Source organism: Paracoccus denitrificans (assembly GCF_900100045.1).
GTDB classification, from domain to species: domain Bacteria; phylum Pseudomonadota; class Alphaproteobacteria; order Rhodobacterales; family Rhodobacteraceae; genus Paracoccus; species Paracoccus denitrificans.
Map to the genome: position 1 here is coordinate 1 of NZ_FNEA01000007.1, position 13,690 is coordinate 13,690.

16 protein-coding genes are annotated in these 13,690 nt (G+C 66.4%); 12 read left to right on the forward strand and 4 right to left on the reverse strand.

Going from position 1 to position 13,690, the window contains the following annotated elements:
* The first annotated feature begins 1 nt into the window (after position 1).
* A complete protein-coding gene (folD, locus tag BLT64_RS07230; protein WP_074810269.1) occupies positions 2 to 886 on the forward strand; it encodes a bifunctional methylenetetrahydrofolate dehydrogenase/methenyltetrahydrofolate cyclohydrolase FolD in 885 nt (294 codons plus the stop codon).
* Positions 887 to 957: 71 nt separating this feature from the next.
* Positions 958 to 1,842 carry a formyltetrahydrofolate deformylase gene (gene purU / locus BLT64_RS07235; RefSeq protein ID WP_011748893.1) on the forward strand — a complete coding sequence of 295 codons (885 nt, stop codon included), beginning with the start codon at positions 958 to 960 and terminating at the stop codon, positions 1,840 to 1,842.
* Positions 1,843 to 1,956: 114 nt separating this feature from the next.
* Here the strand turns inward: purU and BLT64_RS07240 are convergent, their stop codons facing one another.
* The 3 genes from BLT64_RS07240 to BLT64_RS07250 all read right to left on the reverse strand — a co-directional run bounded on the left by BLT64_RS07240 (position 1,957) and on the right by BLT64_RS07250 (position 6,090).
* Positions 1,957 to 3,624 (reverse strand): SulP family inorganic anion transporter, encoded by a 1,668-nt coding sequence (locus BLT64_RS07240; RefSeq protein ID WP_011748892.1) that lies wholly within the window; start codon positions 3,622 to 3,624, stop codon positions 1,957 to 1,959.
* A 66-nt stretch (positions 3,625 to 3,690) separates the two neighbouring features.
* Positions 3,691 to 3,948 carry a helix-turn-helix domain-containing protein gene (locus BLT64_RS07245; RefSeq protein WP_028713927.1) on the reverse strand — a complete coding sequence of 86 codons (258 nt, stop codon included), beginning with the start codon at positions 3,946 to 3,948 and terminating at the stop codon, positions 3,691 to 3,693.
* 144 nt (positions 3,949 to 4,092) lie between these two features.
* Positions 4,093 to 6,090, reverse strand: a complete 1,998-nt coding sequence (locus BLT64_RS07250) for a TonB-dependent receptor domain-containing protein (RefSeq protein ID WP_011748890.1) — start codon at positions 6,088 to 6,090, stop codon at positions 4,093 to 4,095.
* Between the two features lie 244 nt (positions 6,091 to 6,334).
* Between BLT64_RS07250 and BLT64_RS07255 the strand changes: the two genes are divergently transcribed.
* The 8 genes from BLT64_RS07255 to BLT64_RS07290 all read left to right on the forward strand — a co-directional run bounded on the left by BLT64_RS07255 (position 6,335) and on the right by BLT64_RS07290 (position 11,325).
* Complete coding sequence (locus BLT64_RS07255; protein ID WP_011748889.1) at positions 6,335 to 6,949, forward strand: ribonuclease D; 615 nt, start codon at positions 6,335 to 6,337, stop codon at positions 6,947 to 6,949.
* A 10-nt stretch (positions 6,950 to 6,959) separates the two neighbouring features.
* The gene (locus BLT64_RS07260) at positions 6,960 to 7,907 is read left to right on the forward strand and encodes a KpsF/GutQ family sugar-phosphate isomerase (protein ID WP_011748888.1); all 948 of its coding nucleotides are present in this window, start codon (positions 6,960 to 6,962) and stop codon (positions 7,905 to 7,907) included.
* A 2-nt stretch (positions 7,908 to 7,909) separates the two neighbouring features.
* Positions 7,910 to 8,491, forward strand: coding sequence for an LptA/OstA family protein (locus BLT64_RS07265; protein WP_011748887.1), 582 nt, complete (start codon positions 7,910 to 7,912; stop codon positions 8,489 to 8,491).
* Positions 8,492 to 8,543: 52 nt separating this feature from the next.
* Complete coding sequence (lptA, locus tag BLT64_RS07270) at positions 8,544 to 9,029, forward strand: lipopolysaccharide transport periplasmic protein LptA (protein WP_011748886.1); 486 nt, start codon at positions 8,544 to 8,546, stop codon at positions 9,027 to 9,029.
* A gap of 4 nt (positions 9,030 to 9,033) precedes the next feature.
* The gene (lptB, locus tag BLT64_RS07275) at positions 9,034 to 9,768 is read left to right on the forward strand and encodes an LPS export ABC transporter ATP-binding protein (RefSeq protein ID WP_011748885.1); all 735 of its coding nucleotides are present in this window, start codon (positions 9,034 to 9,036) and stop codon (positions 9,766 to 9,768) included.
* Positions 9,769 to 9,932: 164 nt separating this feature from the next.
* Complete coding sequence (gene hpf, locus BLT64_RS07280) at positions 9,933 to 10,511, forward strand: ribosome hibernation-promoting factor, HPF/YfiA family (protein WP_011748884.1); 579 nt, start codon at positions 9,933 to 9,935, stop codon at positions 10,509 to 10,511.
* Positions 10,512 to 10,593: 82 nt separating this feature from the next.
* Positions 10,594 to 11,058 carry a PTS sugar transporter subunit IIA gene (locus BLT64_RS07285; RefSeq protein ID WP_011748883.1) on the forward strand — a complete coding sequence of 155 codons (465 nt, stop codon included), beginning with the start codon at positions 10,594 to 10,596 and terminating at the stop codon, positions 11,056 to 11,058.
* A 75-nt stretch (positions 11,059 to 11,133) separates the two neighbouring features.
* Complete coding sequence (locus BLT64_RS07290; RefSeq protein ID WP_041529981.1) at positions 11,134 to 11,325, forward strand: hypothetical protein; 192 nt, start codon at positions 11,134 to 11,136, stop codon at positions 11,323 to 11,325.
* Positions 11,326 to 11,409: 84 nt separating this feature from the next.
* On the opposite strand, the gene BLT64_RS07295 is transcribed toward BLT64_RS07290, so the two are convergent.
* Entirely contained in the window at positions 11,410 to 12,279 is an 870-nt protein-coding gene (locus BLT64_RS07295) for a branched-chain amino acid aminotransferase (protein ID WP_011748882.1), read from the reverse strand.
* Between the two features lie 152 nt (positions 12,280 to 12,431).
* Here BLT64_RS07295 and BLT64_RS07300 point away from each other — a divergent pair, with 152 nt between their 5' ends.
* Both BLT64_RS07300 and BLT64_RS07305 read left to right on the forward strand, forming a co-directional pair.
* The gene (locus tag BLT64_RS07300; protein WP_011748881.1) at positions 12,432 to 12,950 is read left to right on the forward strand and encodes a MarR family winged helix-turn-helix transcriptional regulator; all 519 of its coding nucleotides are present in this window, start codon (positions 12,432 to 12,434) and stop codon (positions 12,948 to 12,950) included.
* Positions 12,947 to 13,666, forward strand: coding sequence for a response regulator (locus BLT64_RS07305; protein ID WP_011748880.1), 720 nt, complete (start codon positions 12,947 to 12,949; stop codon positions 13,664 to 13,666). Before BLT64_RS07300 ends, BLT64_RS07305 begins: the two co-directional genes overlap by 4 nt.
* Positions 13,667 to 13,690 lie beyond the last annotated feature (24 nt).

Below are 13,690 nucleotides of genomic sequence, written 5' to 3' on the forward strand. Positions count from 1 at the left end.
GATCATCGACGGCAAGGCTTTTGCTTCTGGTGTCCGGGGCCGCGTTGCGTCGGCGGTTGCCGGGCTGGAGGCCGCGCACGGGGTGGTGCCGGGGCTGGCGGTGGTGCTGGTGGGCGAGGATCCGGCGAGCCAGGTCTATGTCCGCAACAAGGGCATCCAGACCCGCGAGGCCGGCATGGCGAGCTTCGAGCACAAGCTGCCGGCCGAGACGGCGCAGGCCGAACTCATGGCGCTGATTGAACGGCTCAACGCTGATCCGGCCGTCCATGGCATCCTGGTGCAGCTGCCGCTGCCCCGGCACATGGATGCCGAGGCGGTGATCAACGCCATCGACCCGAAGAAGGACGTGGACGGCTTCCATGTCCTGAACGTGGGCCTGCTGGGGACCGGGCAGAAGGCCATGGTGCCCTGCACGCCGCTGGGCTGCCTGATGCTGTTGCGCGACACGCTGGGCGATCTGTCCGGGCTGAACGCGGTGGTGGTCGGGCGCTCGAACATCGTCGGCAAGCCGATGGCGCAGCTGCTCCTGAACGAAAGCTGCACGGTGACCATCGCGCATTCGCGCACCCGCGACCTGGCCGGGCTGTGCCGGACGGCCGACATCCTGGTCGCGGCGGTGGGCCGGCCGCGGATGATCCGCGGCGACTGGATCAAGCCGGGCGCCACGGTGATCGACGTGGGCATCAACCGCATCGAGGAGGCGGGCCGCTCGCGCCTGGTCGGCGACGTGGACTTCGACAGCGCCGCGCCGGTGGCGGGCGCCATCACCCCGGTGCCGGGCGGCGTCGGGCCGATGACCATCGCCTGCCTGCTCGCGAATACGCTGACCGCCTGCTGCCGGGCCAACGGCCTGCCCGAGCCCGATTTCGCAGAGGCGGGGGGCTGACCGCCTGACGGTTCCCCGGATATGCGCACAAGAAGGAAATCAGGGCCCTTGCCCTTTCAGTGGAGAGCCAGATGAAGAAATACACGCTGACGGTCGCCTGCCCCTCGACCCGCGGCATCGTCGCCACCGTGGCCGGCTTCCTGGCCGAGCACGGCTGCAACATCACCGATTCCAGCCAGTTCGACGACATCGAGACCGGGCGCTTCTTCATGCGCGTCAGCTTCGTCTCCGAGGAAGGCGTGGGGCTCGAGGAGTTGCGCGCGGGCCTGGCCGAGCCGGCCAAGCCCTTCGACATGGACTATGCCATCCATGACGAGGCCGAGAAGATGAAGGTGGTGATCATGGTCAGCCGCTTCGGCCATTGCCTGAACGACCTTCTGTATCGCTGGCGCATCGGGGCGCTGCCGATCGAGATCGTGGCGGTGATCTCGAACCACATGGACTACCAGAAGGTGGTGGTGAACCACGACATCCCCTTCCACTGCATCAAGGTCACGAGGGAGAACAAGCCGCAGGCCGAGGCGCAGCTGATGCAGGTGGTCGAGGATTCGGGCGCCGAACTGGTGGTTCTGGCGCGCTACATGCAGGTGCTGTCGGATGCCCTGTGCAGGAAGATGTCGGGGCGGATCATCAATATCCACCATTCCTTCCTGCCCAGCTTCAAGGGCGCCAACCCCTACAAGCAGGCCTTCGAGCGCGGGGTGAAGCTGATCGGCGCGACCAGCCATTACGTCACCGCCGACCTGGACGAGGGCCCGATCATCGAGCAGGACATCATCCGGGTAACGCATGCGCAATCGCCCGAGGACTACGTCTCGCTGGGCCGCGACGTGGAGAGCCAGGTTCTGGCCCGCGCCATCCACGCCCATATCCATCGCCGGGTGTTCCTGAACGGCAACAAGACCGTGGTCTTCCCCGCCTCGCCCGGCAGCTACGCCAGCGAGCGCATGGGCTGAGAGCGGCACGGGGCAGCCATCGGGCCGCCCTTTTCGCGCCCGCCGCTTCTTCGTTCGAAAAATACTCCCGCCGGAGGCAAGGCGCCGAAGCCGGCGCCGGGCGGGAAGAACCGGCTACGAACCGTGACGCCGCCGCAACGCATCCTCAACCGTCGGCGCGTAATGCATAAGCGGACGGCGCAGCCCGTGGGTCAGCAGCACCCGGCGGATGTCTCGGCTGGTCCCGGTCGCCCACAGCGCGATGCCGCGGCGCTGCGCCTTGTGCGCCAGCCCCTCGATCATGTTGGCGCCGGTCGAATCCAGGAAGGGCACGGCGCTGAAATCCACCACCAGCACCCGGAACCCGTCCTGGATACGATCCAGAACCGAGCCGATCGAGGCCGTGGCGCCAAAGAACAGCGCCCCCGAGATGCGATAGACCACCACGTCGCGCGGGTGCGGCTGGTCCGGGCGCGGCTGGGCGCTGTCGGCCATGTCGGTGCCGACCAGTGCCTCGACCCCCACGGCCTGGCTCATGCGCTGGATGAACAGCACCGAACCAAGCGCCAGGCCCGTGACGATGGCCTCGGTCAGGTCGCGGAAGATCGTCAACCCGAAGGTGACCAGCAGCACCGCCGCCTCGCCCCAGCCCGAGCGCAGCAGGATGGCGATGGCAGGTTTCTCGATCATGTTCCAGGCGACGACCGCCAGCACGCCGGCCAGTGCTGCCAGCGGGATATACGACGCCAGCGGCGCCGCCAGCAGCATGAAGCCCAGCAGGAACAGCGCATGCAGCATCCCCGCCACCGGCCCATGCGCGCCCGCGCGCACATTGGTCGCGGTGCGGGCGATGGTGCCGGTGACGCAGATGCCGCCGAACAGCGCCGAGCCCATGTTGGCCACGCCCTGCGCCACCAGCTCGCAATTCGAACGGTGGCGACGGCCGGTCATGCCATCCGCGACCACTGCAGAAAGCAGCGATTCGATGGCGCCCAGCAATGTCAGCGACACCGCGGCGGGCAGGAGCGTCATGGCCCTGTCCAGCGAGAATTCCGGCAACGAGGGGGCCGGCAGGGTCGAGGGGATGCCGCCGAAGCGGCTGCCGATGGTTGCGACATCCGCCCCCGTAGCTGCGGTGAAGCCTGCCGCCAGCGCCACGGCGATCAGCATGCCGGGCCAGTGCGGCCGGGCGCGCTTCAACCCCAGGATTACCGCGACGGTCCCCAGCGCGATCCCCAGTGCCGCGGGGCTGAGGCTGGCGCGGGCCTGCCAGAGGGCGGGGATCTTTTCGACCAGCTCGCCCGGCTCATGCGCCAGCGTCAGGCCGAAGATCTCCTTCAGCTGGCTGGTGAAGATGATGACGGCGATGCCGGCGGTAAAGCCGACCGTCACCGGAAAGGGGATGAACTTGATGAAGGTGCCCAGCCGCAAGAACCCGATGGCGACCAGCATCAGCCCCGACATGAAGGTCGCAAGGATCAGCCCGGACATGCCGTGCTGCGCTACGATCCCCGCCACCAGCACGATGAAGGCCCCCGCCGGTCCGCCGATCTGGTAGCGCGAGCCGCCAAGCGCCGAAACCAGGAAGCCGCCGATGATGGCGGTATAGAGCCCCTGCGCCGGGCTCGCCCCGGATGCGATGGCGATGGCCATGCTGAGCGGCAGCGCCACGATGGCGACGGTCAACCCGGCCAGGGCGTCGGCGCGCAACTGCGCGGCGCCATAGCCTTCGCGCAGGACGGTGATCAGTTTCGGGGTGAACAGCGGCGCAAATCCGGGCGCTGCGATTGCCTGCTGGTTCATCTGGGGCCGCACCTTGGTGAAAGAGGCGGCGGGATCGTCGGCTTTCGTCGGCGGTCGCCGTCGCGATTACGTCTGCGGACCGGATTTCAGCCGCACGCCGCGCCCGCCCGACGGGCTGGCGGCGCCTTCGCCGATCAGCTCGATCCCGGCGGCCTCCAGCGCCTCGACCACGCGGGTCAGGCTTTCGACCACGCCGCGCACATTGCCGTCGCTGGCCTCCATGCGCTGGATGGTCGGGACCGACAGGCCAGAGAGTTCGGCGAGCCGCTTCTGGTCGATGCCAAGCAGGGCACGCGCCGCACGCATCTGGGCCGAGGTCATCATGCAGTGATTTCCAATCCTTGATTATGGATGTCTAGCATGGCGATCATGATATTTCAAACATCATGATTGGGTGGCGGTGCATGGATGCAAAAAGACCCCCGCGAAGGGGGCCTTTGCTGTTCGTATGCCCGGGTGGGCAGGAGGTCAGAACTTCATCGTCGTGCCCAGCGTGATCGTGCGGCCGGGCGCCCAGACTGGCTCGATCCCACCCCGGCTGTCATTCGCAGCAAAGCCGGAACGCTCGTAATAGTTCTTGTCGAACAGGTTATCGACGCTGAGCCGGACTGCCAGGTTCTCATATGCCTGGGGCGTCCACTCGGCATAGGCGTTGACCACGGTATAGGACGGTTGCTTGTAGTAGGTCGTGCCGTTGACGACCCGCTCGTCGATCGAGCCTGCCCATTCCACCGAGGCGCCCAGGACCGTGTTCCATGCCGGCAGTTCGTGATCGACCCAGAGCGTGGCGGTTTCGCCCACCGGCATGAAGTAGACGCCGTTGTTGGGCAGGACATCGTCACCATCGCCGGTCACGTCCGCCTTGGTGAAGGAGGCGCCGATTCTGGTGGGGCCAAAATCATAGGCGCCGTGCAGGGTGACGCCCTTGCTGCGGTATTCCTCGGTGCGGTTGGTCAGCATGGTTGAGGATTCATAGCTCAGCAATCCATCGATCTTCGTGTCGAAGAAAGTGATACCGGCCTGCCAGGCATCGCCGCCGAAGTTCGCACCGAGCTTGAGGTTCTTGGCCGTGCCCGTGTCCAGGTCCGGGTCGGTGATGAACGCGTCATTGCGGGCATGGACATAGCCATAATCGCCGATGACGTAACCCAGCCAGGTGCGCGAAGCACCCGCGAAAACCTCGATACTGTCGTTGACGCGATACGCGATGGTGCCATTCACGCTCGCACCGGAATCGCTGAACCGCTCGCCGTTCCAATCGGTAAAGCGATGCGCGTCGTAGCGGACGCCGGTCGAAAGGCTGAAGCCGTTCTGGAACTCGAACCGACCCTGGGTGAAGATCCCGATCTGGCTGGTCGAGAAGTTGCGGTAACGGCGGTCGGCATTGGCTCCGTCGCCGTAGTTGTCGGTAGCGTAGTCGTGTTCGTTGAAATCGACCCCTGCGGTGATCTTGCCGGCACCGATCGTAAAGGTGTTCTGCACCTTCCCGCCGAACTGGTCCTCGTTGAATATCGCGTCACCGTTGTTGCCGCGCGCGCCCGTGGCGTAGTTCGGCCGCCAGTATTCGTATTGGCTGAAGTAAAGCGAAACCTCGGGATCCCACATGTCTGTCGGATCGGTTGACGTATAGGTGAGTTTGACCGTGTCGCGGCTGACCTTCAGCGGATAGACCTCGTCGCCGGCAAGGCCCATGTTTGCCTTGATCAGACGATCGGCCTCGTCGCGGCTGCGCTCCAGGCCAAGCTCGATCCGGTGCCCCTCGAACTCATAGCCCAGCTTGGCCAAGACATTGCGCGCCGCAGGTTCGGTGCCCAGAATCTCGTTGCCGTCGCCGTTGTCGTAATTGTCACCGTCCGAACCGTGGGCCATGATGAACCAGTCGAACCCGCCGCTACGGCCATAGCCGGCAAGGCTGCCCGAGATGCCGCGACCATTCGAGCCATAGGAAAGTGCTGCACGACCGCCGACGTTCTGCCCCGCTTCCAGCAGATCGAGTGCGCCCACCGTCTCGTAGCGCAGCGCACCCGCTGCGGCGGCAAAACCAGAGTCGGCGGCTGCTGCGCCGGCCTCGACCTCGACCGATTTCAGGAAGGCCGGGTCGATCACGTTCGAGCCGGTGTGGTGCCAGCTGGTCTGTGCTTGCGGCACGCCGTCCACGGTAACGGCAAGCAGCGATTGCTCGATACCGAAGACGCTGACCTTCTTGGCAGGTCCGCCACCACCGGAAACGGTGATGGAGGATTCACGAGAGAACAGCTCCGAGATGTCGGCGGGCTGCATTGCCTCGATGTCCTCGGCCGTGACGGATACGCCGCCGGTCGCCTCGACGTTCTCCTGGCCATTGGCGACCAAGGTGATCGGATTCAGGATGACGGTCTCGGCGTTCTGGCCGTCCTGGGCGTAAAGGGCTGTCGCGAGGGCAAGCGAGGACACGCCCGCCAGCGGGATGATACGGCGCAATTTCATGGTCACTGCCTTGATTCGTTCGAAACTGGCGCGAGTTATATGGCCGCTCCCGGGGTGCACAAGTATTTTACTCGGATATCCCGCCCGATTTCGAGTGAAACGGTCGGGATTGTTGCGCTTCTGCGCCACTGGCCGGCAAGGATGCGACGATGGGCCGCAGCCTGCCGACACCCGATGCCGGGGCTGGCGCAGGCGGGGGCAAAGGGGTTACAGCAGGCCGAACCCGCAGCCCGAGAAGCCACAGATGACCATCACCCTTTATCGAAACGACCTGCCGGACGATCTGGACCTGGGGCCGGTCGTGGCCATCGACACCGAGACGATGGGGCTCGACCCGCGCCGCGACCGGCTGTGCCTGGTGCAGCTGTCCTCGGGCGACGGCAACGCGCACCTGGTGCAGATCGCCAAGGGCCAGCGCGAGGCGCCGAACCTGGCGCGGATGCTGGCCGATCCCAAGGTGCTCAAGCTGTTCCATTTCGGCCGCTTCGACATCGCCGCGCTGGAGGCGGCCTTCGGCGTGGTGACGAAGCCGGTCTGGTGCACCAAGATCGCCTCGAAGATGGTGCGCACCTATACCGACCGGCACGGGCTGAAATACCTGCTTTCGGAACTGGTCGGCGTCGACATCTCCAAGCAGCAGCAGACCAGCGACTGGGGCGCGGCCGAGCTGTCCGAGGCGCAGCTGGAATATGCCGCGTCGGACGTGCTTTACCTGCATGCGCTGAAGGCCGAGCTGGAAAAGCGGCTGGCGCGCGAGGGGCGGCTGGGTCTGGCCCAGGCCTGTTTCGATTTCCTTCCCGCCCGCGCCCATCTGGATCTGCTGGGCTGGGGGGATGAAAACGACATCTTTCATCACTAGGTAGCGGGCCATGAGCGCATATCTCGATACCGCCCGCAGGGTGATCCGCACCGAGGCCGAGGGGCTGGCCCTGCTGGCCGACGGCCTTAGCGACAGCTTCGACCGCGCGGTCGAGACCATCCTGGCCGCGCGCGGCAGGGTCGTCGTCTCGGGCATGGGCAAGTCCGGCCATGTCGGGCGCAAGATCGCGGCGACGCTGGCCTCGACCGGGACGCCGGCGCAATTCGTCCATCCGGCCGAGGCGAGCCATGGCGACCTGGGCATGGTGACGCAGGGCGACGTGGCGCTGGTGCTGTCCAATTCCGGCGAGACGCCCGAGATCGCCGATATCGTCGCCCATACCCGGCGCTTCCAGATCCCGCTGATCGGCGTCGCCGGGCGGCCGCAATCGACGCTGCTGCGCCAGGCCGACGTGGCGCTGGTCCTGCCGGCGGCGCCCGAGGCCTGCGGCACCGGCATCGTGCCCACCACCTCGACCACCATGACCATGGCGCTGGGCGATGCGCTGGCCGTGGCGCTGATGGAGCACCGCCAGTTCACGCCCGAGCATTTCCGCACCTTCCATCCCGGCGGCAAGCTGGGCGCGAAACTGTCGCGGGTGGCCGACCTGATGCATCAGGACATGCCACTGGTCCCCGAGACCGCGCCCATGGCCGAGGCGCTGCTGACCATCAGCCAGAAAAGCTTTGGCGTGACCGGCGTGACCGACGCCCGGGGGCGGCTGACCGGCATCATCACCGATGGCGACCTGCGGCGGCACATGCAGGGCCTTCTGGACCATAGCGCTGCCGAGGTGATGACCCGCAACCCGCGCACCATCGGTCCCGACCAGCTTGCCGAGGCGGCGCTGGCCGAGATGCAGGCGCGCCGCATCACCTGCCTGTTCGCCGTCACGCCCGAAGGCACGCCGGCGGGGCTGATCCATATCCACGATTTCCTGCGCACGGGGCTTGTCTGACGGTGACCACCCGCTCGCGCATCGTGGCCTGGTTGCGGGTGCTTTTGCCGCTGACCGCGCTGGCGATCCTGTCGGTGCTGTTCCTTCTGGGCCGCAAGCCCGACCCCGAGGCCAGCATTCCCTATGCCGATGTGGACCCGCGCGAACTGGCCGAGCGGCAGGCGGTGACCGGCCCGACCTATGCCGGCGTGACCCGGGACGGCGCGCAACTGAGCATCTCGGCCGCCGAGGCCCGGCCGGGCGGCGATAAGGGCGAGGGCATCGCGCAGGCGGTGCACATGACCCTGCGCGCACGGGACGGGCGGGCGGCCGATGTCAGTGCCGGGGCGGCCTCGCTTCAGGGCGAGCAGGTGCGGCTCGGCGAGGGCGTGCGCATGACCACCGCCGACGGCTGGGTGCTGACCGCGCCGGACCTGCTGGCCTCGACCACCGAGGGCAGGCTGGTGTCCGAGGACGAGGTCAATGTCCTCGCCCCTTTCGGCACCATGACCGCGGGCCGGATGGAACTGCGGCCCTCGGAGCAGGGCAGCGGCGATCACGTTCTTGATTTGAGTGGCGGAGTCCGCTTGATATACCGGCCATGACCCGGCGCCTCATGCCGCGCAAGGGCCCCTCAGGAGCCAGAAAGGAAATCCGATGATCCGGCCCCGACCGCTTTTGCCCGTGATCCTGTCGCTCGTGCTGGCGGCGGGCGCGGCTCTGGGGCAGACCGCCGGCTTCGGCAACGCGCAGGACATCAAGCAGCCGGTCGAGGTCACCGCCGATGCGCTGACGGTGGACCAGAAGACGGGCCGGGCGACCTTTTCCGGCAATGTGCTGATCGGGCAGGGGGCGATGCGGCTCTCGGCGGACAGCGTGACCGTGACCTATGCCCAGGGCGACCAGCGCCGCATCAGCGCATTGCATGCCGAGGGCAACGTCACCCTGGCCAGCGGCGAGGACGCGGCCGAGGCGCAGGCGGCCGACTACGATGTCGAGACCGGAACCATCGTGCTGACCGGCGACGTGCTTCTGACCCAGGGCGGCAATCTGCTGGCGGGCGACAAGGTGACGGTGAACCTGGAAAGCGGCACCGCCAACGCCTCGGGCCGGGTGCGCAGCGTCCTGCAGCCGGAGAACTGACGCCATGTCCGAGAAACAGGGGCTGCGGGTTCGCGGCTTGCGCAAATCCTACCGCAACCGCCCGGTGATCCGCGACGTGGCAATGGATCTGGAGCGCGGCGAGGTGGTGGCGCTGCTGGGTCCGAACGGCTCGGGCAAGACCACCTGCTTCTATTGCGTGGCCGGGCTGGTCGCACCTGATTCGGGCCAGGTGCTGATCGACGGGCGGGACGCGACGCGCCTGCCGATGTATCGCCGCGCGCAAATGGGCATCGGCTATCTGCCGCAGGAGATGTCGATCTTTCGCGGGTTGACGGTCGAGCAGAACATCATGGCGGTGCTGGAACTGGTCGAGCCGCATGTCCACCAGCGGCGCGAGCGGCTGGAAGAACTGCTGGGCGATTTCTCGATCGGTCATCTGCGGGGCGCCTCGGCCATGGCGCTGTCGGGGGGCGAGCGGCGCCGGGTCGAGATCGCCCGCTGCCTTGCGGCCGATCCGGCCTATCTGCTTCTGGACGAACCATTCGCCGGCGTCGATCCCATCGCCGTAGGCGAGATCCGCGCCCTTGTCCACGACCTGAAAAGCCGCGGCATCGGCGTGCTGATCACCGATCACAACGTCCGCGAAACGCTGGAAATCGTGGATCGCGCCTATATCCTGCACGACGGCCATGTGCTGAAATCCGGCACCACCGCCGAGATCGTCGCCGATCCGCAGGTCCGTCGCGTCTACCTGGGCGAAACCTTCCGCATGAACTGAATGCGAGGACGTGCCGATCCTCTGCGCGCAGCCGTTGACACGGCGGCATGGCTGTCACCAAATGAGGGTATGGCCGGGCAGGACGCCCGGCCTGAGATACCCGAACGCAGCGCCTGCGCGAGGGCGTTGACGACAAGACCGGGCAACCGAAAGGACGGACCACCATGCGCTACCAGATCAGCGGAAAACAGATCGACGTGGGCGATGCGCTTTCGACTCATGTCAAGACCGAACTGGGGGAAACCGTTGAGAAATATTCCCAACGCCCCACGGATGCGACGGTCATCTTTTCCCGCAACGCGCATGAATTCATCTGCGATGCCGTGGTGCACCTCTCGACCGGGCTGACCGCCCAGGCCAAGGGTGCGGCCACCGACATCTATGCGGCCTTCGAACAGTGCCGCGAGCGGATGGACAAGCAATTGCGCCGCTACAAGCGCCGGCTCAAGGATCACTACAAGGACCGGACCCAGCCGGTTGAATTCGAGCAGGCGGGGATGTATGTGCTGGCCGCCGGCGAGGATGATGAATGGGAAACGCAGGATGACGGCCTGCAACCCATGATCATCGCCGAGATGGAGACCCGCGTGCCCACCCTGTCGGTTGGTGAGGCGGTGATGCAGATGGAACTGGCCGGCAGCCCGCTGCTGGTCTTCCGCAACGAGAAACATGGGGGCGTGAACGTGGTTCACCGCCGCGATGACGGCAACGTGGGCTGGATCGACCCCCGCAATCTGGGCTAGACTGACGCAGAAGGGCAGTCTTGTTGAACCAAACGTCCCGGCTGCGCGGCCCGCAGCCGGGACCTGACAATTTTCGGGCGACATGCAGATCAGCGACATTCTCTCCCCCGCCGCCGTGCGGACGATGAGCCAGACCACCAGCAAGAAACGGTTGTTCCAGGAAATCGCCGAACAGGCCCGGGCGGTCTATGGCGTGGACGCGGCCCAGACGCTGGATGCGCTGCAGGAACGCGAAAGCCTGGGCCCCACAGGGGTTGGCCATGGCGTGGCGCTGCCCCACGCCCGGCTGCACGGGCTCGACCATGTGGTCGGCCTGTTCCTGCGGCTGGAGAAGCCGCTGGATTTCGACGCGGTGGATCGCCAGCCGGTGGACCTGATCTTTGCACTGCTGGCGCCCAAGAATTCCGGCGTCGATCACCTCAAGGCGCTGGCGCTGGTGTCGCGCACGCTGCGCGACCAGGACCTGCGCGCCAAGCTGCGCGCCAACGAGGACCCGGTGGCGCTGCATGCCATGCTGGCGGCCGCCCCCGGCATCAAGGCAGCCTGAAGGTCGCAGTCCCGCCGGCAGGGGGTGAAATGCCCCCTTATCCGCGCTATACTCCCGCACGGGAGGAAGACCGAAATGACCAGACATATCGCAGATCGCAGTCACGAAGACAGTTCCGGCCGCACGCAATACTATACGCGGCAGGAACGCGAATCCGGCCTTCATCCGGCCGTCGCCGCCCTGCGCATGCGGCCCCGCGCCCGCAGCGAGGCGGCGAATCGCCGTGCCGCCGAATTCGCCAGGATCGAGCGCGGCCATCGGGTCTGATCCCAGGCCCATCTGATCTCTGGCCCAGAAATGCGAAACCGGCCGGGTGCTGCCGCCCGGCCGGTTTTCATTTCAGCGCCGTGATCAGCTGCGGACCAGCTTTTCGTAATCCCCGGCGATCTTGCGAGTGGTGTCGCCGACCTGGAAATGCCAGTCGCCGATCTGTCCGACCGGGGTCACCTCGGCCGCGGTGCCGGTCAGGAAGCATTCCTGGAAGCTTTCCAGCTCTTCGGGCTTGATGCGGCGCTCATGCACGGCGGTGCCGTTGTCCTTCAGCATCTGGATGACGGTCTGCCGGGTGATGCCGTTCAGGAAGCGGTCTGCCAGGGGCGTATGGACCTCGCCATCCTTGACGAAGAAGATGTTGGCGCCGGTGGCCTCGGCGACATAGCCTTCCCAATCCATGAACAGTGCGTCCGAGCAGCCCTTTTCCTCGGCCGCGTGCTTGGACATGGTGCAGATCATGTAAAGCCCGGCGGCCTTGGCGGCGGTGGGGATGGTCTCGGGGCTGGGCCGCTTCCACTTGGCGATGTCGAGCTTGGCGCCCTGCCACTTCGCCTCGCCGTAATAGCTGCCCCATTCCCAGGCGGCGACGGCCATGCGCACCGGGTTGCGGCGGGCGGAAACCCCCATGTCCTCGCCCGAGCCGCGCCACATCACCGCGCGGACATAGGCGTCCTTGAAGCCGTTGGCCTCCAGCACCTCTTCCTTGGCGCGGTCGATCTCATCGGCGGTATAGGGCGACTGCATGTCCAGGAGCCGGGCCGATTCGATCAGCCGCAGCGAATGCTCGTGTCCCTTGAAGATCTTGCCGCTGTAGCAACGCTCGCCCTCGAATACCGAGCTGGCATAATGCAGCGCATGGGTCAGGATGTGGATATTCGCCTCACGCCACTCCACCAGCTTGCCATCCATCCAGATCTTGCCGTCACGATCGTCATATGCGCCCGCCATTTTTCCCTCCGGCCGGTTCTGTTTGCAGAATGTTGCGCTGTCAGAGCATGCCTGGCAAAGAAAGTTGCGCAACTTGGGGTCTGGGCTATCCATTCATGGTTGGAAAGTCAACAAGTCTGACGTAATAAGGGCCATGCAGTGAAGGGAAGGCCATGCAGAACAAGGTAAGCGTCGCGCCGGCGGGCGGGGAAAGCCTGCTGTTTCTGACGGACGATCAGCTTCGCCGCGGGATCGAGGCGATGTTCTTCGCCTATCGTGCCTTTACCGCCGATCCCGACCTGATTCTGGCCGAACTGGATTACGGCCGCGCCCATCACCGGGCGATTCACTTCATCCATCGCGAGCCGGGCCTGACGGTGACGGCGCTCCTGGACGTGCTGGGCGTGACCAAGCAATCGCTGAACCGGGTGCTGCGCACGCTGATCGAGGACGGGCTGGTCGAAAGCCGCATCGGCCGCCGCGACCGCCGCGAACGGCAGCTTTACCTGACCGACAAGGGCGCGGCGCTGGAACGCCGGCTGTCCGAGGCGCAGCGCGCCCGCATGCGCGCCGCCTATCGCGCCGCCGGACCGCAGGCGGTGGCGGGTTTCCGGCAGGTGCTGGAGGCGATGATGGACCGCGACACGCTGCGCCAGTATCGTGCGCTGAAAGAACTGCCCGACACACCATGAACAGTCCCGATCCGCAGCCCGCTGCCCATATCCTGGTCGTCGATGACGATGAGCGCATCCGCAGCCTGCTGCGCCGCTTCCTGATGCGCAACGATTTCCTGGTGACGACGGCGCGCGACGCCGCCCATGCCCGGCGGCTGCTGGACGGGCTGGATTTCGACCTGATCGTGCTCGACGTGATGATGCCGGGCGAGGACGGCTTTACGCTGACCCGCGATCTGCGCAAGCGCATGACCACGCCGATCCTGCTGCTGACCGCCAAGGGCGAGACGGGCGACCGTATCGAGGGCTTCGAAAGCGGTGCCGACGACTACCTGCCCAAGCCCTTCGAGCCGCGCGAACTGCTGCTGCGCATCGCCGCCATCCTGCGCCGCATGCCCACGGCCGAGGCCAAGGGCCCGAAATTCCTGTCGCTCGGCCCGCTGCGCTACGATGCGGACAAGGGCGAGCTGTGGCAGGGCGATGCGCCGCTGCGCCTGACCGGCACCGAGCAGGCATTGCTCAGGCGCCTGGCCGACACGCCGCGCCAGCCGGTCAGCCGCAGCACACTGATCGAGGACTTGGGCCGCAGTCATTCGGAGGAGGCGGGCGAGAACTCCGAACGCGCCATCGACGTGCAGATCACCCGCCTGCGCCGCAAGATCGAACCCGATCCCAAGGAGCCGCGCTACCTGCAGACCGTGCGCGGCACAGGCTATATGCTGGTGCCCGACTGACAGGCGTCGCGCCGGCAGCACTGC

Coding starts and splice junctions, on each gene's coding strand:
- BLT64_RS07260 (WP_011748888.1), top strand. CDS start 6,960: ATGAGCGCATATCTCGATACCGCCCGCAGGGTGATCCGCACCGAGGCC.
- BLT64_RS07285 (WP_011748883.1), top strand. CDS start 10,594: ATGCAGATCAGCGACATTCTCTCCCCCGCCGCCGTGCGGACGATGAGC.
- BLT64_RS07290 (WP_041529981.1), top strand. CDS start 11,134: ATGACCAGACATATCGCAGATCGCAGTCACGAAGACAGTTCCGGCCGC.
- BLT64_RS07245 (WP_028713927.1), bottom strand. CDS start 3,948: ATGATGACCTCGGCCCAGATGCGTGCGGCGCGTGCCCTGCTTGGCATC.
- hpf (WP_011748884.1), top strand. CDS start 9,933: ATGCGCTACCAGATCAGCGGAAAACAGATCGACGTGGGCGATGCGCTT.
- BLT64_RS07250 (WP_011748890.1), bottom strand. CDS start 6,090: ATGAAATTGCGCCGTATCATCCCGCTGGCGGGCGTGTCCTCGCTTGCC.
- BLT64_RS07240 (WP_011748892.1), bottom strand. CDS start 3,624: ATGAACCAGCAGGCAATCGCAGCGCCCGGATTTGCGCCGCTGTTCACC.
- BLT64_RS07300 (WP_011748881.1), top strand. CDS start 12,432: ATGCAGAACAAGGTAAGCGTCGCGCCGGCGGGCGGGGAAAGCCTGCTG.
- lptA (WP_011748886.1), top strand. CDS start 8,544: ATGATCCGGCCCCGACCGCTTTTGCCCGTGATCCTGTCGCTCGTGCTG.
- lptB (WP_011748885.1), top strand. CDS start 9,034: ATGTCCGAGAAACAGGGGCTGCGGGTTCGCGGCTTGCGCAAATCCTAC.
- BLT64_RS07305 (WP_011748880.1), top strand. CDS start 12,947: ATGAACAGTCCCGATCCGCAGCCCGCTGCCCATATCCTGGTCGTCGAT.
- BLT64_RS07255 (WP_011748889.1), top strand. CDS start 6,335: ATGACCATCACCCTTTATCGAAACGACCTGCCGGACGATCTGGACCTG.
- purU (WP_011748893.1), top strand. CDS start 958: ATGAAGAAATACACGCTGACGGTCGCCTGCCCCTCGACCCGCGGCATC.
- BLT64_RS07295 (WP_011748882.1), bottom strand. CDS start 12,279: ATGGCGGGCGCATATGACGATCGTGACGGCAAGATCTGGATGGATGGC.